The 21,388-nt window shown below is 69.4% G+C and carries 19 protein-coding genes; 15 read left to right on the top strand and 4 right to left on the bottom strand.

Going from position 1 to position 21,388, the window contains the following annotated elements; genetic code table 11:
* The first annotated feature begins 3 nt into the window (after positions 1–3).
* From GGR64_RS20790 to GGR64_RS04480, 5 genes are read left to right on the top strand one after another with little or no spacing between them, the layout of a single operon-like run.
* Positions 4–1,104, top strand: a complete 1,101-nt coding sequence (locus GGR64_RS20790; RefSeq protein ID WP_260302774.1) for an ABC transporter permease subunit — start codon at positions 4–6, stop codon at positions 1,102–1,104.
* Positions 1,104–2,060, top strand: coding sequence for a sulfate ABC transporter permease subunit CysW (gene cysW, locus GGR64_RS04495; RefSeq protein ID WP_160966135.1), 957 nt, complete (start codon positions 1,104–1,106; stop codon positions 2,058–2,060). The genes GGR64_RS20790 and cysW overlap by 1 nt, the downstream gene beginning before the upstream one ends.
* Before the next feature lie 7 nt (positions 2,061–2,067).
* Complete coding sequence (locus tag GGR64_RS04490; RefSeq protein ID WP_184644147.1) at positions 2,068–3,108, top strand: sulfate/molybdate ABC transporter ATP-binding protein; 1,041 nt, start codon at positions 2,068–2,070, stop codon at positions 3,106–3,108.
* A gap of 14 nt (positions 3,109–3,122) precedes the next feature.
* Positions 3,123–3,356 carry a hypothetical protein gene (locus GGR64_RS04485; protein WP_184644145.1) on the top strand — a complete coding sequence of 78 codons (234 nt, stop codon included), beginning with the start codon at positions 3,123–3,125 and terminating at the stop codon, positions 3,354–3,356.
* 57 nt (positions 3,357–3,413) lie between these two features.
* Positions 3,414–4,112 (top strand): TorF family putative porin, encoded by a 699-nt coding sequence (locus GGR64_RS04480; protein ID WP_160966141.1) that lies wholly within the window; start codon positions 3,414–3,416, stop codon positions 4,110–4,112.
* An 85-nt stretch (positions 4,113–4,197) separates the two neighbouring features.
* Here the strand turns inward: GGR64_RS04480 and tdh are convergent, their stop codons facing one another.
* Positions 4,198–5,229, bottom strand: a complete 1,032-nt coding sequence (tdh, locus tag GGR64_RS04475; protein WP_160966143.1) for an L-threonine 3-dehydrogenase — start codon at positions 5,227–5,229, stop codon at positions 4,198–4,200.
* Between the two features lie 182 nt (positions 5,230–5,411).
* On the opposite strand from tdh, the gene GGR64_RS04470 reads away from it, so the two are divergent.
* The 9 genes from GGR64_RS04470 (at position 5,412) to GGR64_RS04425 (ending at position 16,656) form a co-directional block, all read left to right on the top strand.
* Complete coding sequence (locus GGR64_RS04470; protein ID WP_184644143.1) at positions 5,412–7,571, top strand: S46 family peptidase; 2,160 nt, start codon at positions 5,412–5,414, stop codon at positions 7,569–7,571.
* A 162-nt stretch (positions 7,572–7,733) separates the two neighbouring features.
* The gene (locus GGR64_RS04465; protein ID WP_160966147.1) at positions 7,734–8,378 is read left to right on the top strand and encodes a histidine phosphatase family protein; all 645 of its coding nucleotides are present in this window, start codon (positions 7,734–7,736) and stop codon (positions 8,376–8,378) included.
* Between the two features lie 464 nt (positions 8,379–8,842).
* A complete protein-coding gene (gene folC, locus GGR64_RS04455; RefSeq protein ID WP_184644139.1) occupies positions 8,843–10,102 on the top strand; it encodes a bifunctional tetrahydrofolate synthase/dihydrofolate synthase in 1,260 nt (419 codons plus the stop codon).
* A gap of 69 nt (positions 10,103–10,171) precedes the next feature.
* Entirely contained in the window at positions 10,172–11,269 is a 1,098-nt protein-coding gene (locus GGR64_RS04450) for an SPOR domain-containing protein (protein ID WP_184644137.1), read from the top strand.
* A 95-nt stretch (positions 11,270–11,364) separates the two neighbouring features.
* Positions 11,365–12,126: a CvpA family protein gene (locus GGR64_RS04445; RefSeq protein ID WP_160966151.1), complete on the top strand. Its 762-nt coding sequence runs from the start codon at positions 11,365–11,367 to the stop codon at positions 12,124–12,126.
* A 28-nt stretch (positions 12,127–12,154) separates the two neighbouring features.
* Positions 12,155–13,621: an amidophosphoribosyltransferase gene (gene purF / locus GGR64_RS04440; protein ID WP_160966153.1), complete on the top strand. Its 1,467-nt coding sequence runs from the start codon at positions 12,155–12,157 to the stop codon at positions 13,619–13,621.
* A 117-nt stretch (positions 13,622–13,738) separates the two neighbouring features.
* Positions 13,739–14,545, top strand: a complete 807-nt coding sequence (locus tag GGR64_RS04435) for a ferritin-like domain-containing protein (RefSeq protein ID WP_184644135.1) — start codon at positions 13,739–13,741, stop codon at positions 14,543–14,545.
* A gap of 233 nt (positions 14,546–14,778) precedes the next feature.
* A complete protein-coding gene (locus GGR64_RS04430; protein WP_184644133.1) occupies positions 14,779–16,023 on the top strand; it encodes a zinc-dependent metalloprotease in 1,245 nt (414 codons plus the stop codon).
* A 141-nt stretch (positions 16,024–16,164) separates the two neighbouring features.
* On the top strand, positions 16,165–16,656 hold the full coding sequence (locus GGR64_RS04425; protein WP_184644131.1) for a hypothetical protein: 492 nt from the start codon (positions 16,165–16,167) through the stop codon (positions 16,654–16,656).
* 55 nt (positions 16,657–16,711) lie between these two features.
* Here GGR64_RS04425 and lpxH read toward each other — a convergent pair whose 3' ends face one another.
* On the bottom strand, positions 16,712–17,449 hold the full coding sequence (gene lpxH, locus GGR64_RS04420) for a UDP-2,3-diacylglucosamine diphosphatase (protein WP_160966161.1): 738 nt from the start codon (positions 17,447–17,449) through the stop codon (positions 16,712–16,714).
* A gap of 422 nt (positions 17,450–17,871) precedes the next feature.
* Here lpxH and GGR64_RS04415 point away from each other — a divergent pair, with 422 nt between their 5' ends.
* Positions 17,872–19,290: a CoA transferase gene (locus tag GGR64_RS04415; RefSeq protein WP_184448248.1), complete on the top strand. Its 1,419-nt coding sequence runs from the start codon at positions 17,872–17,874 to the stop codon at positions 19,288–19,290.
* A gap of 95 nt (positions 19,291–19,385) precedes the next feature.
* Here the strand turns inward: GGR64_RS04415 and GGR64_RS04410 are convergent, their stop codons facing one another.
* Together GGR64_RS04410 and GGR64_RS04405 are read right to left on the bottom strand one after the other, a co-directional pair.
* The gene (locus GGR64_RS04410; protein ID WP_184448247.1) at positions 19,386–19,910 is read right to left on the bottom strand and encodes a phosphatase PAP2 family protein; all 525 of its coding nucleotides are present in this window, start codon (positions 19,908–19,910) and stop codon (positions 19,386–19,388) included.
* Positions 19,894–21,027: a glycosyltransferase family 1 protein gene (locus tag GGR64_RS04405; protein ID WP_184644129.1), complete on the bottom strand. Its 1,134-nt coding sequence runs from the start codon at positions 21,025–21,027 to the stop codon at positions 19,894–19,896. Before GGR64_RS04405 ends, GGR64_RS04410 begins: the two co-directional genes overlap by 17 nt.
* Positions 21,028–21,388: the final 361 nt, after the last annotated feature.

Genomic DNA, 21,388 nt, shown 5'->3' with positions numbered 1-21,388 from the left:
GCGATGGCCGTGACCGCCGCCGCCGTTGCCCGTGCACCGCGCCAGCGCCGGGTGATGCCGGGCCTGGGGTTGAGCCTGGGCATCACCCTGACCTGGCTGGGACTGGTGGTGCTGATCCCCTTGCTCGCGGTGCTGCTCAAGACCAGCGGGCTGGGCTGGGACGGCGTGTGGCGGGTGTGGAGCGAGCCGCGGGTGCTGGCGGCGTTGCGCTTGAGCTTCGGCACTGCGCTGGCCGCGGCGGCGTTCAATGCGGTGATGGGCACCTGGGTGGCCTGGGTGTTCGTGCGCTATCGCTTTCCCGGCAAGCGCCTGTTCGACGCGATGATCGACCTGCCGTTCGCCCTGCCGACCGCGGTGGCCGGCATCGCCCTGACTGCGCTGTACGGCAGCAACGGCTGGATCGGACGCTGGCTGGAGCAGCCCGCGCAGGCGCTGGCGGCCAGCCTGCCGGCACTGGCCTGGTGGTGGCCGCGGCTGGCGTTGCTGCTGGCGCTGTCGGCCATCGGCTACGCGTTGTTGCGGCGCAGCCAGTCGCTGCTGCCGGCACCATTGCGTGCGCTGCAGCGCCTGCTTGGCACGGTCGCCGTGCTCGGCCTGGCCGCGTTGGGCGTCGGCGGCCTGCTGATCGGCTATGCCGGGCTGATGCAGAGCAGCGGCGCCGGCGGGGTCAAGGTCGCCTACACGCCGCTGGGCATCGTGGTGGCGCTGGTGTTCGTGGGGCTGCCGTTCGTGGTGCGGATCGTGCAGCCGGTGCTGGCCGAGGCCGAGCGCGAGTTGGAGGAGGCGGCCGCGACGCTCGGTGCCGGGCGCTGGCAGACGGTGCGCCGGGTGCTGCTGCCGACGCTGTGGCCGGCGGTGCTGACCGGATTCGCGTTGGCCTTCGCGCGCGGCGTCGGCGAGTACGGTTCGGTGATCTTCATCGCCGGCAACCTGCCCAACGCCACCGAGATCGCGCCGCTGCTGATCACCATCCGCCTGGAAGAATTCGACTACGGCGGCGCCAGCGCGATCGCCGCGGCGATGCTGCTGTTGTCGCTGCTGTCGTTGCTGCTGGTCAATGCGGCACAGGCCTGGTTCGCGCGGCGCGGCAGGGCGGTGGCGTGATGGCGTCGGTCGTGTCCGCGCTCGCCGCGCACGTCCCGGGGCAGGCCGGCGCTGCCGCCGTCGCCGCGCACGCGCAGGCCTCGGTGGTCGACGAGCCGCGCTGGGTGCAGCGGCTGCTGATCGGCGGCGCGCTCGTCTTCCTGCTGGCGTTTCTGCTGCTGCCCTTGCTGCTGGTGTTCACCGAGGCGCTGCGCGGCGGCGCCGACGTGTTCTGGCGTGCGATCTCCGATCCGGACGCGCTGGCGGCGATCCGCCTGACCCTGCTGGTCGCGGCGATCGTGGTGCCGTTGAACCTGGTGTTCGGCGTGGCCGCGGCCTGGGCGGTGAGCAAGCACCGCTTCCCCGGCAAGCGCCTGCTGGTGAGCCTGATCGATCTGCCGTTCTCGGTGTCGCCAGTGGTCGCCGGGTTGCTGTTCATCCTGATCTTCGGCCGTAACGGCTGGGCCTGGCCGCTGATCGACGAGGGCGTGCGGCTGTCCCTGCCGCTGCTGGGCGAGGTGGTGCTGCGCCTGCCGCGGATCGTGTTCGCGCTGCCGGGCATCGTGCTGGCGACCACCTTCGTCACCTTCCCCTTCATCGCGCGCGAACTGATGCCGCTGATGGAGCAGCAGGGCGACGACGAGGAACTGGCGGCGCTGAGCCTGGGCGCCAGCGGCTGGCAGACCTTTCGCCGGGTGACCTTGCCGAACATCCGCTGGGGCCTGCTGTACGGCGTGCTGCTGTGCAGTGCGCGGGCGATGGGCGAGTTCGGCGCGGTGTCGGTGGTGTCCGGGCACATCCGCGGGCGCACCAATACGCTGCCGCTGCATGTGGAGATCCTCTACAACGAATACGCCTACAGCGCCGCCTTCGCCTGCGCCAGCCTGCTGGCGCTGACCGCGCTGCTGACGCTCGCCGTGAAGTCCTGGCTGCACTGGCGCCACGGCGCGGCGCTGGCCGCCACTCACCGACATTGAGGTTGCGATGACCATCCGCCTGCAGCACCTGGGCAAGCGCTTCGGCGATTTCGCCGCGCTCGACGACGTCAGCCTGGATATCCGCCAGGGCGAACTGCTGGCGCTGCTGGGGCCGTCCGGCTCCGGCAAGACCACGTTGCTGCGGGTGATCGCCGGCCTGGAACACGCCGATCGCGGCCGCGTGCTGATCCACGGCGAGGACGCCACCGCGTTGTCGGTGCAGGCGCGCCGGGTCGGCTTCGTATTCCAGCACTACGCCTTGTTCAAGCACATGAGCGTGTACGAGAACATCGCCTTCGGCCTGCGCGTGCGCCGCGAGGCGCGCTGGAGCGAGTCGCGCATTCGTGCGCGGGTGCAGGAGCTGCTGGCGCTGGTGCAGTTGCACGACCTGGAGCGGCGCTACCCGGCGCAACTGTCCGGCGGCCAGCGCCAACGCGTGGCGCTGGCCCGCGCGCTGGCGATCGAGCCGCGCGTGCTGCTGCTCGACGAACCGTTCGGCGCGCTCGACGCGCAGGTCCGCCGCGACCTGCGGCGCTGGCTGCGCGAACTGCACGAACGCACCGGCCTGACCACGGTGTTCGTCACCCACGATCAGGAGGAGGCGCTGGAACTGGCCGACCGCGTGGCGATCCTCAACCGCGGCCGGATCGAGCAGATCGGCAGTCCCGCGCAGGTCTACGAGCAGCCGGCCTCGCCGTTCGTGTACGCCTTCGTCGGCGCGGTGAACCGGCTGCCGGCACGTCTGCACGACGGTGCGGTGCAGGTCGGTGGGCTGGCCTTGCCGGCGCCGTCGACGCCGCTGTCCAGCGGCCCGGTCGAACTGTATGTCCGGCCGGAAGACCTGGCGCCCGGCAGCGAGGGCTGGGCGGCGACGGTGCTGTCGATCCAGCGCAGCGGCCCGCGCCTGCGCCTGCGCGCGCAACTGGCGCACGGCCACGACGAGGTGGAGGTGGAGCTGCCGGCGGGCGAGGGGGTGCCGGACTACGCGCCGGGCCAGCCGCTGCACCTGCGCGCGCGCCGCTTCGGGGTGTTCGCCCGGCCCGACTGAGGCGCCATCGCGCCATGCCGATCGCCCATTGGCGCGGCTGCGCGCCGGTGCCGCCAGCGGCTGGCCCGATCGGCCTCGACGTGACCGCCAGGTCGCTGGCCGGGTCCATGCCTGTCGAGTTTGAGGCCAACGCCGGCGCGCCGGCCGTGTCCGCACGTGACGCAAAAGTACAGGCTTGTGTCAGGCCATGGCATGCGCTGGGCGAAAAGTTGTTGCACTGCAAGATCAAAGCAGTTAAAAAAGCGTGAAAGCGCATGCGTCCCGCTGCGGCAACCCACCCTCGTCAACCCACAGGAGAATGACCGGTGAACAAGACCACTCTCGCCCTGGCCGTCGCACTGGCCGCTTCGCCGTTCACCGTCCTGGCCCAGGACGAACCGGCTTCGCCGATCACCGGCTCCTACGGCGTGGTCAGCGACTACGTGTTCCGCGGCGTCTCCCAGACCGACAAGGGCCCGGCGTTCCAGGCCGGCCTCACCTACACCTCGCCGTTCGGCCTGTACGTGGGCACCTGGGGCTCCAACGTCGACTTCGGCGCGGGCGATCCGGACTGGGAAGTGGACGGCTTCGTCGGCTACAACGTCGATTTCTCGCCGGACTGGAACTTCGACGTGATGGTCAACCGTTACGGCTACCCGGGCGCCGGCAAGTCGAACTACAACGAACTGATCACCAAGACCAAGTTCCTCAAGACCTACACCCTGACCGTGGCGTACACCGACAACGTGTACAACCTCGACCGCGACAGCTTCTACTACGCGCTGGACGGGAACTGGGCGCTGCCGCAGGGCTTCAGCGTCGGCGCGCACGTCGGCCGCACCACCTACGAAAGCGCGCTGACCGCGTACCAGGACTACACCGACTACAACGTCAGCGTGGGCAAGATGGTCGGCCCGCTGGCGCTGAGCGTGGGTTACTACGACACCGACAACAAGGGCCCGGAGAACTTCACCGAGCGCCTGGCCGGTCACCGTGTGGTGGTCTCGGGCACGATCGCGTTCTGATCGCATCGTCTCGTGAAACGACGAAGGGCGCCGCAAGGCGCCCTTCGTGTTTTTCCGGTATCGCCGCGTTGCCGCGGCGCGCGCCTTACCAGCTCAGCACGACCTTGCCGGCCTTGCCTTCTTCCATCAGGTCGAAGCCCTTCTGGAATTCGTCGATGGTCAGCTGGTGGGTCAGCACCTTGCCCAGCGGGAAGCCGGACAGCACCAGCTGGGTCATCTTGTACCAGGTCTCGTACATCTTGCGGCCGTAGATGCCCTGCACGGTCAGGCCCTTGAAGATGATCTTGTCCCAGTCGGCGCCGGCGCCGCGCGGCATGATGCCGAGCATGGCGATCTTGCCGCCGTGGTACATGCAGTCGAGCATGTCGTTGAAGGCGCGCGGATTGCCGCTCATCTCCAGGCCCACGTCGAAGCCTTCCATGTGCAGGTCGGCCATCACGTCCTTGAGCGAGGTGTTGGCGACGTTGACCACGCGGGTCGCGCCCATGTCCGCGGCCAGCTTCAGGCGGAAGTCGTTGACGTCGGTGACCACCACGTTGCGCGCGCCGATGTGCTTGCAGATGCCCGCGGCGATGATGCCGATCGGGCCGGCGCCGGTGATCAGCACGTCCTCGCCGATCACGTCGAACTCCAGCGCGCAGTGCGCGGCGTTGCCGTAGGGGTCGAAGAACGCGGCCAGTTCGGAGGGGATCTGGTCGGGGATCGGCCACAGGTTGGAGGCCGGCATCACCATGTACTCGGCGAAGGCGCCGTTGACGTTGACGCCGATGCCGACCGTGTTCGGGCACAGGTGCGGACGTCCGCCGCGGCAGTTGCGGCAGTGGCCGCAGACGATGTGGCCTTCGGCCGAGACGCGCTGGCCGACCTCGTAGCCGGTGACCGCCGAGCCGAGCTGGGCGATGCGGCCGACGAACTCGTGGCCGATGGTCAGGCCGGGCTTGATGGTGCGCTGGCTCCACTCGTCCCACAGGTAGATGTGCAGGTCGGTGCCGCAGATCGCGGTCTTTTCCAGCTTGATCAGCACCTCGTTGGGGCCGGGGACCGGCACCGGCACCTGTTCCAGCCAGATGCCCTTGGCGGCGTCGCGCTTGACCAGCGCCTTCATTGTTTGCGCCATGTCGGTGCAGATTCGATGGGAAGAGGGCGCGCAGTATAAGCGCCCGGCCGGTGCGCCCATGTTGCGGCGCGGTCAGGACGTGCCCGGGACTGGGCGACACGCCCCAGGGTGCCATTGGTCACGGTCCGGGCGATTGGTGACAGCCGTTACACTCTAACGTCTGTCATCAAGGAAGCTATTCGATGCGTTCGAATTCGTTGGCTGTCGCCATCGCCGCCGTGGCCGCCCTGTCCGGTGTCTCCACCGCCCAGGCCGGCGAGGGCATGTGGGTCCCGCAGCAGTTGCCGGACATCGCCGGGCCGCTGCAGCAGGCCGGCCTGAAGCTGTCGCCGCAGCAGCTGTCCGACCTCACTGGCGACCCGATGGGCGCGGTGGTCTCGCTGGGCGGCTGCACCGCCAGCTTCGTCTCGCCGCAGGGTCTGGTCGTGACCAACCACCACTGCGCCTACGGCGCGATCCAGCTCAACTCGACCCCGCAGAAGAACCTGATCCGCGACGGCTTCAGCGCCGCCAGCCAGGGTGCGGAGCTGAGTGCCGGCCCGAACGCGCGCATCTATGTGCTCGACCGCATCACCGACGTCACCGCGCAGGCCAAGGCGGCGATGGCCGCCGCCGGCAAGGACGCGCTCAAGCGCACGCAGGCGCTGGAGGATTTCGACAAGACCCAGGTCGCCGCGTGCGAAGCCGATGCCGGCTACCGCTGCGAGCTGTACAGCTTCTCCGGCGGCAACACCTACCGTCTGTTCCGCACCCTGGAAATCCGCGACGTGCGCCTGGCCTACGCGCCGCCGTCGGGCATCGGCAAGTTCGGCGGCGACGTCGACAACTGGATGTGGCCGCGCCACACCGGCGATTTCTCGTTCTACCGCGCCTACGTCGGCAAGGACGGCAAGCCGGCCGCCTATGCCAAGGACAACGTGCCGTACCAGCCCAAGCACTTCCTGAAGTTCGCCGACCAGCCGCTGGGCGCCGGCGATTTCGTCATGGTCGCCGGTTACCCGGGCCGCACCAACCGCTATGCGCTGGCCTCCGAATTCGACGCCACCGCCGACTGGGGCTATCCGACCGCCGCGCGCCAATACCGCGATCTGATCGCGCTGGTCGAGCAGGCCGGCAAGCAGAACCCGGACATCCAGGTGAAGTACGCGGCGACCATGGCCAGCTGGAACAACGTCGCCAAGAACTACGAAGGCCAGTTGGAAGGCTTCAAGCGCATCGATGCGGCGGCCAAGAAGCACGCCGAGGAACGCGCGGTGCTGGACTGGCTCAAGCGCCAGGGCGGCGAGGGCAAGGCCGCGCTGCAGGCGCATGCGCAGCTGCTGGCGCTGGGCGAGCAGGCCAAGGCGACGCGCGATCGCGACCTGGTGCTGCGGCAGATGCAGCGTACCGGCGCGCTCGGCAGTGCGGTGTCGCTGTATCGCCTGTCGATCGAACGCGCCAAGCCGGACGCCGAGCGTGAGCCGGGCTACCAGGAGCGCGACCTGCCCGAGATCGAGGGTGCGATGAAGCAGATGGAGCGCCGCTACGTCGCGTCCATGGACAGCCAGTTGCAGCGCTACTGGTTCGACCAGTACCTGAAGTTGCCGAAGGCGCAGCGCCTGCCGGCGCTGGACCAGTGGCTGGCCGGCGCCGATGCGCAGGCCGCCGCCGCGCGCCTGGCCGGTACCCAGTTGGGCAACACCGATGCGCGCCTGAAGTGGCTGCATGCCGACCGTGCCGCGTTCGAGGCCAGCGACGATCCGGCGCTGCGCTATGCGGTGGCGCTGATGCCGACCCTGCTGCAGATCGAGCAGGACCAGAAGCGCCGCGAGGGCGAGGAACTGCTGGCGCGTCCGCGCTACCTGCAGGCCGTGGCCGACTACAAGAAGAGTCAGGGTGAGTCCGTGTATCCGGACGCCAACTCTTCGCTGCGCATCACCTTCGGCAACGTCAAGGGCTACGTGCCCAAGGATGGCGTGGCCTACACCCCGTTCACCACGCTGGAAGGCGTGGTCGCCAAGGACACCGGCGTGGAGCCGTTCAATTCGCCCAAGGCGCTGCTGGATGCGGCCAAGGCCAAGCGTTACGGCGGGCTGGAAGACAAGCGGTTGGGCACGGTGCCGGTCAACTTCCTGTCCGACCTGGACATCACCGGCGGCAACTCCGGCTCGCCGGTGATGGACGCGCAGGGCAAGCTGGTCGGCCTGGCCTTCGACGGCAATTGGGAGTCGGTGAGTTCGAACTGGGTGTTCGACCCGGCGATGACCCGGATGATCGCGGTCGACACGCGTTACCTGCACTGGATCATGCAGGAAGTGATGCCGGCGCCGCGGCTGTTGAAGGAGTTGAACCTGGCCAAGTGAGCCGGGCCCGACGGACGGCGGCCATGGCCGCCGTCCGCGTGTCCGCCCCGGCGCGCTGCGGCGGCGGGCGGGATGCGGCGCAGGGTTTCCGGCGACGGAGCGGGTATCATGCCGCTCCGTTTTCGTTTGCGAGACGGGCCCTTCCCCCAAGGAATCCAGCGCATGCGCATTCTGCTCGCCCGCCATGGCGAAACCCCGTGGAACGCCGAAGGCCGCTACCAGGGCCAGATCGACATCCCGCTGTCGCCGGTCGGCGACGCCCAGGCGCAGGCGCTGGGTGCACGCCTGCGCGAGGTGCCGCTGACCCGCGCCGTGGCCTCGCCGCTGGCACGCGCACAACGCACCGCGCGCTTCGCCCTGGGCGCCGAGCGCGAGGCGCTGCTGCAGACCGATCCGGACCTGCAGGAGATCGCCCATGGCGAGTGGGAGGGTCTGCTGGCCAGCGAAATCAACGAGAAGGATCCGGCGCGCCTGCGCGCCTGGCGCGAGGAGCCGGATACGGTGTTGATGCCGGGCGGCGAGTCGCTGCGGCAGGTGCTGGAGCGCTCCTGGCGCGGCCTGGCCCGCGCCGCCGAGGGCCTGGGCGAATACGACACGCTGCTGGTGGTCGCCCACGATGCGGTCAACCGGGTGATCCTGTGCCGGGTGCTGGGCCTGCCGATCGCGCGGCTGTGGAGCTTCCGCCAGGCGCCGACCACGCTGAATCTGCTGGAAGGGCCGGACGTGGAGCATCTGGAAGTGGTGCGGCTGAACGATTGCGCGCACCACACGCCGTTCTTTGGCGAGGCGAAGCATCGGGCGCTGTAGGACGAACACGATGCGCGTATAGCGTGCGCGGTCCCATCTGTGGGCTGATCCGTTGCGCTTCCGATGCGCGCCGCTTGGCCGTTGCCTTTGCCGTTGCCTTTGCCGTGCTGGTGCCGTTGACGTTGCTCTGCTTTTCGGGATCCCGTGAGCCGCGGCACTTGGCCTGGGCGAAAACCCCGCAGGGGCGGCGCGCAGGAAGCGCGCCGTTTTTCGCCGGCACATGGATGTGCCGTCGAAAAATGCCCAGGCCAAGTGCGGACCCGGAGCGCGCAGCGCGGCGGGCGCGGCTCCCGGGTGTGCTTGACCAGCCATTCGGCTGTGTTAAAGCGTTTCTTTTGGTTACTTTTCTTTGCACAAGCAAAGAAAAGTGACTCGCGCGTCAGCGCGAAAGCTGTCGCTTCCAGAGCTGTTGCTTCTGACGAAGGCGAGCGAACGCGCTTGCCTGAAAGAGTAGAAATAAACAAATGAACACCCTCTCCGAATGGCTCGCCTACATCGAGCGCCAACATCCCCAGGACATCGCCATGGGCCTGGAGCGGGTGCGCGCGGTCGCCGCGCGCATGCGCCTGACCCGGCCGGCCAAGCACGTCATCACCGTCGGCGGCACCAACGGCAAGGGTTCGACCGTCGCCTTCATCGAGGCGATCGCGCGTGCCGCCGGCTGGCGCGTGGGCAGCTACACCTCGCCGCACCTGCTGCGCTACAACGAGCGCGTGCGCATCGAGGGCGAAGAGGCCAGCGATGCCGACCTGGTGACTGCCTTTGCGGCAGTGGAGGCCGCGCGCGGCGAGACCGCGCTGACCTACTTCGAGTACGGCACGCTGGCGGCGCTGTGGCTGTTCCAGCAGGCCAAGCTGGGGTTGGCGGTGCTGGAGGTCGGCCTCGGCGGCCGGCTCGACGCGGTGAACCTGGTCGACGCCGACGTGGCGGTCATCACCACCGTGGACATCGACCACACCGACTGGCTCGGCAGCGACCGCGAAGCGATCGGCACGGAGAAGGCCGGCATCGCGCGGCCGTGGAAGCCGCTGGTGCTGGGCGAGATCGATCCGCCCTCCAGCGTGCTGCGCCGCGCCTACGCGATCGGCGCCAACGCGATCCGCGCCGGCAGCGACTTCTTCCACGAGCCGATCGACGCCGAACGCTGGCGCTGGCGCGACGTCGGCACCGAACTGCAGCTGCCGTTGCCGCAGTTGCGCGCGCCGGTGCAGCGCGCCAACGCCGCCACCGCCATTGCCGCCCTGCGCGCGTTGCGCCGGTCGCTGCCGCGCAACGCCTATGCCGAGGGCATCGCCGCCGCCCGTCTGCGCGGACGGCTGCAGCCGTGCGTGCGCGATGGCGTGGAGGTGCTGGTCGATGTGGGCCACAACCCGCAGGCGGCGCGCGAGCTGGCCGCCGCGCTGCAGGCGCAGCCGGTCGCCGGCCGCACCTGCGCGGTGTTCGCGGCGCTGGTCGACAAGGACGCCGCCGGCGTGGTGGAGGCGCTGGCCGCGCAGGTCGATGCCTGGCACCTGGCCGGTTTGAGCGGCAGCCGCGGCCAGAGCAGTGCGCAGTTGCGCGCGCGGCTGGCGGGTACGGCCGCCGCCGAAGCCAGCGTTGCCGAGAGCGTGGCGCAGGCGCTGCAATCGGTGCTGGCACAGGCGCGGCCGGGCGACCGCATGCTGGTGTTCGGCTCGTTCCATACCGCCGCCGAGGCCCTGCACTGGCTGCATTCAGCCGGCTGATCCCGCCCTCGCGCGGGCCGACCTTATAATCGACACGGCACTCCGCCACGCCGCCCCCTCACCCCTTCCGTGGATACCGTCCTGAAACAGCGATTGATTGGCGCCCTCGTCCTGGTAGCGCTCGCCGTGATCTTCCTGCCGATGCTGGTGAAGGGGCCTGCGCCCGACAGCGGCGTGGCCAATGTGCCGTTGAAGGCGCCCGAGGCGCCGGCCGACGGCCAGTTCCAGACCCGCGAGTTGCCGCTGGTGACCCCGGGCGATGCACCCAGCGGTGGGGCGGTGGGCATGGCCAAGTCCCCGGGTGCCACGCCCGCGGCCGCCGCCGCGCCGGCGCCGGTCCAGAACAACCCCGATGCCGCCGACCTGGCCGATCCGGCCGCCGGCAGCGCCGCGCAGCCGTTGCCGCCGAGCGTGGCCGCCGGCAACTACGCGGTGAACTTCGGCGCCTATGCCACCGCCGCCGATGCCGATGCGGTGATCGCACGGCTCAAGCAGGCGCAGCTGCCGGGCTTCCGCGAGCAGGCCACGATCGGCGGACGCCAGGCCTGGCGGGTGCGGATCGGGCCGTATGCCGATCGCGCCCAGGCCGAATCCGTGCGTCTGCAGGCGGTCAAGGTCCGCAACGACGTCAACGCCCAGGTGGTGACCCTGGACGCGGCGCCGAGCAACGCGACCCCGACCAGCGCCACGCCGGCCGCCGGCAGCCATGTCGCCGCCGCCGCGCCCGCCGCCCCGGCCAAGACCGAGGCGCTGCCGCCGGAGCCGGCCAAGCCGGTCGCCACCGCCAAGCCGGCGACGCCGCCGGCGCCCAAGCCGGAACCGGCCAAGCCGGCCGTGACCAAGCCCGAACCCACCAAGCCTGCGGCCACGCCGGCCACCACGGCGGCCGCCAAGCCAGCGCCGAGCGTGCCGGCTGCGCCTGCCGCTTCCGGTACCGGCTTCGCCGTGCAGCTGGGCGCGTTCGGCAAGGCCGAGGACGCCAATGCCCTGCGCGACAAGGTGCGCGCGGCCGGCTTCAGCGCCTTCGTCGAACAGGTGCGCACCGACAAGGGCGCGCTGAACCGGGTGCGGGTCGGGCCGGTCGCCAACCGCGCCGATGCAGAGCAGTTGCGCGCCCAGGTGGCGGCCAAGGTCGGTATCAGCGGTATGGTACGTCCACATCCTTGATCGGGCCCCGGCCCATGGAGTAGCACGATGGTCCAGGGAAGGCAGGCGCGACGCGCGATCGGCGCGATGCAGCGGCTCGGCCGCGGGAGGCGCGCATGATCGACATGGTGCTGTTGACGGTGATCCTGGTCTCGGCCCTGCTCGGGGCCCTGCGTGGGTTCGTCGGCATCGTGGTCGGCACGCTGTCCTGGTTCCTGGCCGGCTGGGCCACGTTCCAGTTCGGCGGCAACGCCGGGCAGTGGTTGGCCAACGGCTCACGGCCGAGCATGAGCTACTACCTGGGCGGCTACGCGCTGACCTTCGTGACGGTGATGGCGGTGGTCGGCATCACCGGCATGGTGATCCGCACCGCGGTGCGCTCGACCGCGCTGTCGGGCACCGACCGCGCGCTCGGCTTCGGCCTGGGCGCGGCGCGCGGCGGCTTCTTCGCCGCGGTGCTGGCGTTCCTGATGAGCTTCACGCCGCTGACCCGCGAGCCGGACTGGCGGCATTCGATGGTGCTGCCGGTGCTCAGCCCCGGCGTGGGCTGGATGCGTGCGCAGATGCCGGACTGGCGCATGCCGCAGATGCCGCAGTTGAACCTGTCGCAGATGCCGCAACTGAACGTGTCGCAGATGGATTTGGGCAACTTGCCCGCGGCAGGCGATAATGCCGCGCTGGGCAACGCCCTGCAGGCCAGTGGGCTGCAGGAGATGATGTCCAAGGCCCTGGGACGTCCCGGGGTGCGGTCCGCGCAGCCCGGGAGCGATCCGTCGCAACTGATGCCCGCGAACATCGATCCGGCGCAGGCGCGTCCGGCGCAATCCGACCCGGCACGGGTCGAACCCAACGGCCAGGCACGGCCACCTTCCCAATAGCGGCGTCCCCGCCGCGGAGAGCGTTGACATGTGTGGCATCGTCGGAATCGTCGGCACCCAGAACGTGGCCGGGCAACTCTATGACGGCCTGGCCGTGCTGCAGCATCGCGGTCAGGACGCGGCGGGCATCGCCACCGCCGACGGCACCCGCCTGCGCGTGCAGAAGGCCAACGGCCTGGTCCGCGACGTCTTCGACGAGAAGCGCATGGCGGTGCTGGAAGGCCGCGTCGGCATCGCCCACTGCCGTTATCCGACCGCCGGCTCGGAAGGCATGGACGAGGCGCAGCCGTTCTACGTGAATTCGCCGTACGGCATCGCACTGGCCCACAACGGCAATCTGGTCAATACCGAATCCTTGCGCCAGCAGGTGTTCGAGGCCGACCGCCGCAACATCAACACCGATTCGGACAGCGAAGTGCTGCTGAACGTGTTCGCCTACGAGCTGGACGCGCAGCGCATGCTGACCCCGGAGGCGGCGATCCGCGCCGTGGCTGGTGTGCACCGCCGCTGTAAGGGCGGCTACGCGGTGGTCAGCGTGGTGCTGGGCCTGGGCCTGGTCGCGTTCCGCGATCCGCACGGCATCCGCCCGCTGGTGCTGGGCAAGCGCGAGAGCGTGGAGGGCGACGAGTACATCGTCGCCTCCGAGTCCTCGGCGCTGGACATCCTCGGCTTCACCCGCGTGCGCGACGTGCGCCCCGGCGAAGCGCTGGTCATCACCGGCCGCGGCGAGCTGTTCTCCGAGGTCTGCGCCTCGCCGACCGACCACACCCCGTGCATCTTCGAGTACGTGTACTTCGCGCGCCCGGACTCAATGATCGACAACGTCTCGGTGCACAAGGCGCGCATGCGCATGGGCATGAAGCTGGGCGAGAAGATCCTGCGCCTGCGCCCGGACCACGACATCGACACCATCATCCCGATCCCGGACACCTCGCGCGACGCCGCCTTGGAGATGTCCAACGTGCTCGGGGTGAAGTACCGCGAGGGCTTCGTCAAGAACCGCTACATCGGACGCACCTTCATCATGCCGGGGCAGGGCGAGCGGGTGAAGTCGGTGCGCCGCAAGCTCAACCCGATCCACCTGGAATTCCGCAACCGGGTGGTGCTGCTGGTCGACGATTCGATCGTGCGCGGCACCACCAGCCGGCAGATCGTGCAGATGGCGCGCGACGCCGGCGCGCGCAAGGTGTACCTGGCCAGCGCGGCGCCGCCGGTGCGCTATCCCAACATCTACGGCATCGACATGCCGGCCGCCGACGAACTGGTGGCGCATGGCCGCAGCGAGCAGGAGATCCAGGAATTCCTCGGCTGCGACTGGCTGATCTACCAGGATCTGGAAGATCTGGAGACCGCGGTGCGCGAGGGCAATCCGGAACTGAAGGCGTTCGACTCCTCGTGCTTCAACGGCCAGTACACCACCGGCATCGAGCCCGGCTATTTCGAGCGGATCATGCAGTTGCGCTCGGACGAGGCCAAGCGCAAGCGCCGTGCCTGAGCCCCGCGGCGGCCGCGCCCGGGCGCGACGCATGCGCGCGCTGGCGGGCCTGGCCGCGTTGTGCGGCGGCTGTCGCGCGCCGCTGGTGACCGCGGCCGCGCAACCGCCGGCGGCGCCGTGAACGGCGACCTGTACCAGGCCGCGCGCGCCTGCCTGGACGCGGGCGACCCCGACGAGAAGGTCGCGCTGACCCAGCGCCATGCCGCGGCCTGGCGTCATGGCGACTTGGCGATGCCGACCGAGGCGCCGGCGCCCGAGCCGATCCGCATGCCCGGGCGGCCACCGCGACCGCTGTTGGTGCATCCGCGCGAGCTGCCGCGCCGCGGCCTCGGCAGCGCCGAAGGCCGCGCCGCCTTCATCCATGCCATCGCCCACATCGAACTCAACGCCATCGATCTGGCCTGGGACGCGGTCTACCGCTTCCGCGGCCTGCCGCCGGCGTTCTATGCCGACTGGGTGGCGGTGGCGGACGACGAGTCGCGCCATTTCGTGCTGCTGCGCGACCGCCTGCGCGCGCTGGGCCACGCCTACGGCGATTTCGCCGCGCACAACGGCCTGTGGGAGATGTGCGAGAAGACCGCGCACGACGGCCTGGCACGGATGGCGCTGGTGCCGCGGGTGCTGGAGGCGCGCGGCCTGGACGTGACCCCGGGCATGATCGCCAAGCTGCGCGCGCTCGACGACAACGCCACCGCCGACATCCTGGAGATCATCCTGCGCGAGGAAGTGGCGCACGTGGCCGCCGGCTCGCGCTGGTACCGCTGGTATTGCGCACAGGCCGGGATCGAGCCGCGCGCCCGCTTCGCGGCCCTGCTGCGCGAATACGCCGGCGGCTACCTGCATGGTCCGTTCAACCTGCAGGCGCGCCTGCTGGCCGGGTTCGACGAGGACGAATTGCAGGCCCTGCAGCAACAGGCCGGCTGAGGCGCCGCCGCCGACAGGGCGTGGCGTGTGCTGCAACGAGGCGCCGACGTGGGCGACATTCCAGAGGCGTCGCGTGGATTTCGTGATGCCTATCTCCGACTGATGCCTGGACCGCATTTGTTGCTTGCGCTGAACGGTGGCTGAGCGGCTAATCGAACTCCCCCGCGCGGCCTCCCCCGTTCCGGCCGCGCGCGGGGCGACGTTCGTCCCTACTCACCACCCAGGAGTCCGACATGAAGTCGATCTGCAGCCTTACCGCGATGCTTGCCCTGTGTGTCGCCGGTTCCGCCTCCGCGGCCGGAACGCCTCTGTTCCAGAGCAGCCAGTACGTGTCCAAGTCCATCGCCGGCGAGCCGGCGCTGAGCCGCCTGCTGGCCAATCCCGCCACCGGCGCGGTGCAGCGCGTTGGCGTGAACGCTGCCGCGGTCACCGCCGGGCAGAAGCAACTCGAGCTGGACCTGCTGGGCCAGCGCATCACCGCCACGCAGTTGAAGACCGAGCAGTTGGAAGGCGGCAACAGCATCTGGTACGGCAACCTCGGCAATGCCGCGGTGGCCCGGACTCGCGCGCCCTCCGGCCTGGATCCGCTGAACTCGGCGATCCTGGTGCGCAGCGGCGACACCATCACCGGCAGCATCCGCAGCAACGGCACGCTGTTCCACCTGCGTCCGATCGCCGGCGGCGGCCATGTGCTGGTGGAAGTCGACGAACGCCGCATGCCGGCCGAGCATCCGGCCGACTACGCCCTGCTGCCGACCGTGCAGATGCCGCAGTCGGTGATCGACGAGCGCATGACCGCCGCCGGCGCCTCGTCCGGTTCGCCCGCGACCATTCGCGTGCTGGTGGTGGCGACCAACAAGGCGGTGACCAGCTACGGCGGCAACATGCAGTCGCTGGTGCAACTGGCGGTGGCCGAGTCCAACCAGGGCTACACCAACAGCAACGTCGGCATCACCATGCAACTGGCCGGCTACGAGACCACCAACTACACCGAGTCCGGCGACTTCAACACCGACCTGACCCGCTTCCGCGGTACTAGCGACGGCTACATGGACAGCATCCATACCTCGCGCAACAGCACCGCGGCCGACGTGGGCGTGCTGATCATCGACAATTCCGCCTATTGCGGCCTCGCCTCGGGCATCGGTTCCACCGCCGCCACCGCGTTCGCGGCGGTGTACTGGGATTGCGCCACCGGCTACTACAGCTTCGCCCACGAGATCGGCCATCTGCAGAGCGCGCGCCACGATGTGGCCACCGACTCCAGCACCTCGCCGTACGCCTATGGCCACGGTTATCGCTACGGCAACAGCTGGCGAACGATCATGGCCTACAACTGCACCAGCAGTTGCCCGCGGCTGAACTACTGGTCCAACCCGAACGTGTCCTACAACGGCGTGCCGATGGGCAACGCCAGCACCGCCGACAACCAGCGCGTGCTGGTCAACACCAAGGCGACGGTGGCCGGGTTCCGCTGAGCCGGCGTGCGCGTGGCGCAGGCCGCACGCCTGCGCCACGCGTGACGGAGACGAGCGGAGCGGGCGCGGTGGCGTGCGCTTCCGCTATGCTGGGAAGTGGCGCCGGCGCGGTCGGTGCCGACCGACTTCCTGGGATCGACGATGTTCAAGCGCATGCGACTGCTGGCCACACTGCTGCTGGCGATGCTGAGCGCGGGCTGCGGCCCCGCCCCCGATCGGCAGGCCGATAGCCCGTCGCCGACGGCCAAGACCGACGCGCCGCGGGCGACCCCGCCGGCCGACACCTTCGACGAAAACCGCGCGATGGATCTGCTGCAGGCGCGCCTGGCGGCCGATCACGCCTATCCCGACCTGCAGTGCCTGGGCTATGCCATCGAGGACGATCAGGACGAGGCGGCCTCCGCGACAGCCTCTGCACCGGCCGCACCCAAGGCCTCCGCGCCGGCGGCGATCGAGATCGCGGTGCGCGAGAAACATGGCGACGGTTGCCCGGGCGACCCGCAGACCGAGCCGGTCCGCGACCGCTTCCGCGTCGAGCGCTCCGGCGCGATCCGTTGGTACGACGTGGTCGACGGCGACTTCGTCGATTACGCGCAATGGCGGCAGCAGCAAACCGGTGGCGGCTTGCCCTGAGCGGCGGGTCTTGTGCGCGTCGCCGGGCTGCGCGCGGCCGCGCCGGACACGTGTACTAGAGCTGTTGCAGTCGGCAGCCCTGCGCATCCACGCGCAGCACCGAGCCCTGTTCGTACCAGTCGCCGAGCACGATGCGGGTGCAGGCACGACCCTCCACGTCCAGCGCATGCACCGCCGGCCGATGGGTGTGGCCATGGATCATCCGCGCCACGCCATAGCGGGCGAAGGTGGCGGCGACCTCGGCCGGCGCCACGTCGGTGACGGTCTCGAACTGCGTGCGGTCGCCCTGTTTCAGGTCGGCCTGGCGCGCCTGGCTGGCGGCACGCGCCTGCTGCGCGTAGGCGATGCGCGCGGCCAGCGGCTGCGCCAGGAACTGCTGCTGGAACGCCGGGTCGCGGGTCTGCGCGCGGAACGCCTGGTAGGCGGTGTCGTCGGTGCACAGCAGGTCGCCGTGCAGCAGCAGGGTCGGCTCGCCGTACAGATCGATCACGCAGGGATCGGGCAGCAGGCGCAGGCCGGCGCGCTGCGCGTAGTCGGCGCCGAGCAGGAAGTCGCGGTTGCCGTGCATGAAGAACACCGGCACCCCGGCCGCGTGCAGCGCGTGCAGCTCCAGCGCCACCGCATCGGCCGCCTCGGACGGCGTGTCGTCGCCGATCCAGGCCTCGAACAGGTCGCCGAGGATGTACAGCGCTTCGGCCCGGCGCGCCTCCCCGCGCAGGAAGTCGAGAAACAGCGCGGTGATCGCCGGCCGTGCCGGATCCAGATGCAGGTCGGAGATGAACAGCGTGGTCATTCGGCCATTGTACGGCCGGGATTGGGGAATCGGGATTGGGGAATCGGGATTGGGGATTGGGGATTGGATGAAGCCGCGAGCACTGGCGTCGTTGTGCCTGGCGTAGGAGCGGCTTCAGCCGCCGCCTTGGAACCGAAACCGCCCTGGTGGCTGGCGACCAGTGAGCGTTCACGTTGAACTACGGTTCCTCTTTCTACCGGGTCGCGGCCCGTTGCCGTCCTCTTGTCGCTTTGTGCGGCGCTGCGATTCTGGTCGGTAGTGCAGGGCCTTCGTTTGCCGAGGTGAGCGCGGCCAAGGCACTGTTTGATACGCCGACGCATCTCACGCCATCAACATAGAAATGTTTGTTAGCGTGACCGCATTGCTGGCGCCATCGCGCGCTCCGGCCGTGAATCGTCTTTCAACGTTTGAAGGAGGTCGTCATGAGGACCGTACAGGGGGTCTACGCCGATCTGAGAGATTCCATCGGAATTGACGCCGGCACCACGGTGGTCCTGACGGGCCACGACCCGGTGACGCCATCGGTCCATCGTATTGGGGACGGTGCCGCCGCGGCCCTCGGCTTGCTGGGCGCGGGCATGAGCAGTCTCGGCGAGTTGAGGGGCGGGACACGACAGACCGTCACCGTCGACGTCGAGGATGCGATCGCGCAGCTGATGGCGGTGTTCCTGACGACCTTGAACGGCGTGCCTGCCGAACGACTCTTCGAGGATCCCTCCCTGTTCGCGGACAGCGACTTCTATCGTGCAGGCGACGGCCGTTACGTTTATCTGCTGTTGACCTATCCGCATCTGCGGATGCTGGCCTGCCAGGTGCTCGGTTGTCCTCCGTCACGTCGGCATTTTGCCGACGCGATCGCACGTTGGGACGCTTTCGCATTGGAGGACGCCATCAGCGGGGTAGGGGGCACATGCGTTGCCGTCCGGACGCGGGCGGAATGGCGCAGCCATCCCCAAGGGCTCTACCTTGCCGACCGACCGCTGATCGAGATCACCAGGATCGGCGATACCCCACCGGTGCCCCTGCCCGAGGGAAGGGCTGCGCTGCCGATGGATGGATTGCGCGTCCTCGACAACACCCATGTCATAGCAGGGCCGATCGCGGCGCGACTGATGGCTGAACATGGAGCGGAGGTCCTTCATCTTTCGACACCGCGTTATCCCGACCCGCAGGCGATGCAGGTCGAGACCAATATTGGAAAGCGAAGCGCCTGGTGCGACCTTAACGAGCCGGCGGGACGCGCGGCATTCGAACGGCTGTTGGGCGATGCCGACATCTATGTTGGAAGCTATCTTTCCCTCGATCGCAAGGGGTACGGGCCGCTCGCGCTTGCCGAGCGCCGGCCGGGGATTGTCGTGCTCGACTTCCATGGCTGGGGCAAGGCGGGGCCTTGGTCTCAGCGCGGCGGGTTCGATCAGCTCGCCTGCGCCGCCACGGGGTTTTCGGCGGAGGAGGGGGCGTTCGATGGCCCCCGCTTGCCGCCGACCTATCTGCTGAACGACTATCTGGCCGCGATCTTGGGAGCGGCCGGTGTGACCGAGGCCCTTCGGCGGCGCACAGTGGAAGGCGGCGCCTACCATGTCCATCTCGACCTGGCGCGGGTCTGCATGTGGATCCAGGATCTCGGCCTGCTGTCTCGTGCACAGGTGATCGGCTTGCCGCCGCCCGATCCCGCGCGGCTGAAGAATCGACGTGTGACGGTGCCGGGACCGTTCGGCGAAACGACGTACCTGCCAACCCAGATCAACTACTCGGACCTTCGCCCGTCTCTCGCCCGTGGCGCCGAGCCTCTTGGCGCGTCTCCATGCGCATGGGCAAGCGACTCGGCCAAGGCACGATGAAGCAGTCTTGAGAGCGTCAGGATGGAGAGAGAGCGCATGGGGCCGGACGGCGCCGGCTGTTCCCACTCCCTATTCCCGATTCCCCACTCCCAGCTTTAAACCAACCACAGCGACACGCCCGCCAGCAGCGCGCCAATGCCGGTGGCGGCGAGGACGTCGCTGGGGTAGTGCAGGCCCAGCACCACCCGCGACAGCGCCACGCAGGCGATGAACGGCACCAGCAGCGGCGCCAGCCACGGGTAGTAGGCGAGGGCGACGATGCCGAAGGACACCGCGTGCAGGGTGTGGCCGGAAGGGAAGCTGAATTCGTCCAGCGGCGCCACCCAGGCGCGGATGCGCAGGTCGGCGGCGTACGGGCGCGGACGCCGGGTCCAGCGCTTCAGGCCCTTGTACAGGCTCAGCGCGACCACGCCGGTGGCGGCCATGTGCGCGGAGGCGAACACGCCGTCCATGCCGTCGCACAGCACCAGCAGGGTCATCAGCGCATACCAGAACACGCCGTCGCCCAGTCGACTGATCACCGAGAAGAAGCGCCGCACCGAACGCCGCCGGCACCAGTGGTTGGCGCGCCGGCACCAGCGGGTCTCGTGCCCGCGCAGGATCTCAAGCCGCGTCGACATGCGTCCTCCGGGTCTGCGCCAGTTGGTTGAGCAGGGCATCGAAATCGGCCACCACCCGCTCCGGGCGCAGTTGCTGGATCGACGCGCAGGCGGCCGCGCCCAGGCGCCGGCGCAGCGTCTCGTCGCTGCCCAGGTGCAGGGCGGCGGCGATGAAGGCGTCGTCGTCGGCCACCGCTGCGCCATTGCTGCCGTCGCGCAGGTACTCGCGTGCCGCGCCGTAGTCGAAGGCGACCGTGGCCAGGCCGCTGGCCATCGCCTCCAGGGTCACGTTGCCGAAGGTCTCGCTGCGGCTGGGGAACAGGAACAGGTCGCCGCTGGCGAAATGCCGCGCCAGCGCATCGCCGCGCTGTACGCCGCAGAAAATGAAGTCGGGATTCTCCTGCGCCAGGCGCTCGCGTAATGGGCCGTCGCCGACCCAGACGAAGCGTGCGCGCGGGCGCAGCTGCTGCAACTGGCGGAACGCGCGCACCGCCAGCGGCAGGTTCTTCTCCGAGGCGATGCGGCCCACGTACAGCACCGCGCAATCGTCGTCCTGCAGCCCCCACTGCTGGCGCAACTGCGGATCGCGGCGCTGCGGCTCGAACTGCTTGCTGTCCACCGCGCGCGCCAGCAGGCGTACCCGCTCGAAGCCCTGGGTGGCGAGGAAGTCGCGCAGTTCGCGGGTCGGCACCAGGGTCGCCTGGGCCTGGTTGTGGAAGCGCCGCATCCAGCGCAGCGCGGTCGACTGCAGCCAGGCCGCGCCGTACTGCGGCAGGTACTCGTCGAAGCGGGTATGGAAGCCGGTGGCGATCGGAATGCCCAGGCGCCGCGCGCTGCGCAGCGCCGACCAGCCCAGCGGACCCTCGGTGGCGATGTATACCGCATCTGGCGGCGCCGCCTGCCACAGCCGGGTCAGGCGCCGCGGCGCGGGCAGGCCGAACTTCAATCCGGGATAGCGCGGCAGCGCCGCACCGCGCACCAGCCGCAGATCCGCCGGGTCGGCATCGCCGGCCTGGCGCGGGCGCACCACGTCGACGCTATGGCCGCGCGCGCGCAGCCCCAGTTCCAGCCCCTGCACGGTCAGCGCCACGCCGTTGACCTCAGGGGGATACGTCTCGGTGACGATCGCGTAGCGCATGCGGGGGCTCCGGTTTGGCAAAGCCTCGCGCACGGCGGTGAAGCGAACATGTCCAGCGCATGTAGGAACGATGACGCCAGAAGCCGGGATTCGGGATGACCAGCCTGCGGCTGTTGAAAGCCGGGATTCGGGATTCGGGATTCGGGATTCGGGATTTTCGCAAGTTCGTCGCCGTGCCGCTTTTCTGTGGGAGGGGCTTCAGCCCCGACGCGGTATCGGTAAGGCGTCGGGGCTGAAGCCCCTCCCACAAAAAAGCCGCGGTGTCGCGGCTTCAGGGAGTGCGGCTTTTTCTTTCAAAAACCGGCACTTTTTTCATCAAATCGCTTGACCGCGATTTGACCGCGGACAGCATGCTGCCGTC

The sequence above is a fragment of the Xanthomonas sp. 3307 genome, assembly GCF_014199735.1.
Classification (GTDB): Bacteria; Pseudomonadota; Gammaproteobacteria; order Xanthomonadales; family Xanthomonadaceae; genus Xanthomonas_A; species Xanthomonas_A rydalmerensis.
Note: the sequence above shows the minus strand (reverse complement) of the source record. Positions and strands in the feature narration are given on the sequence as shown.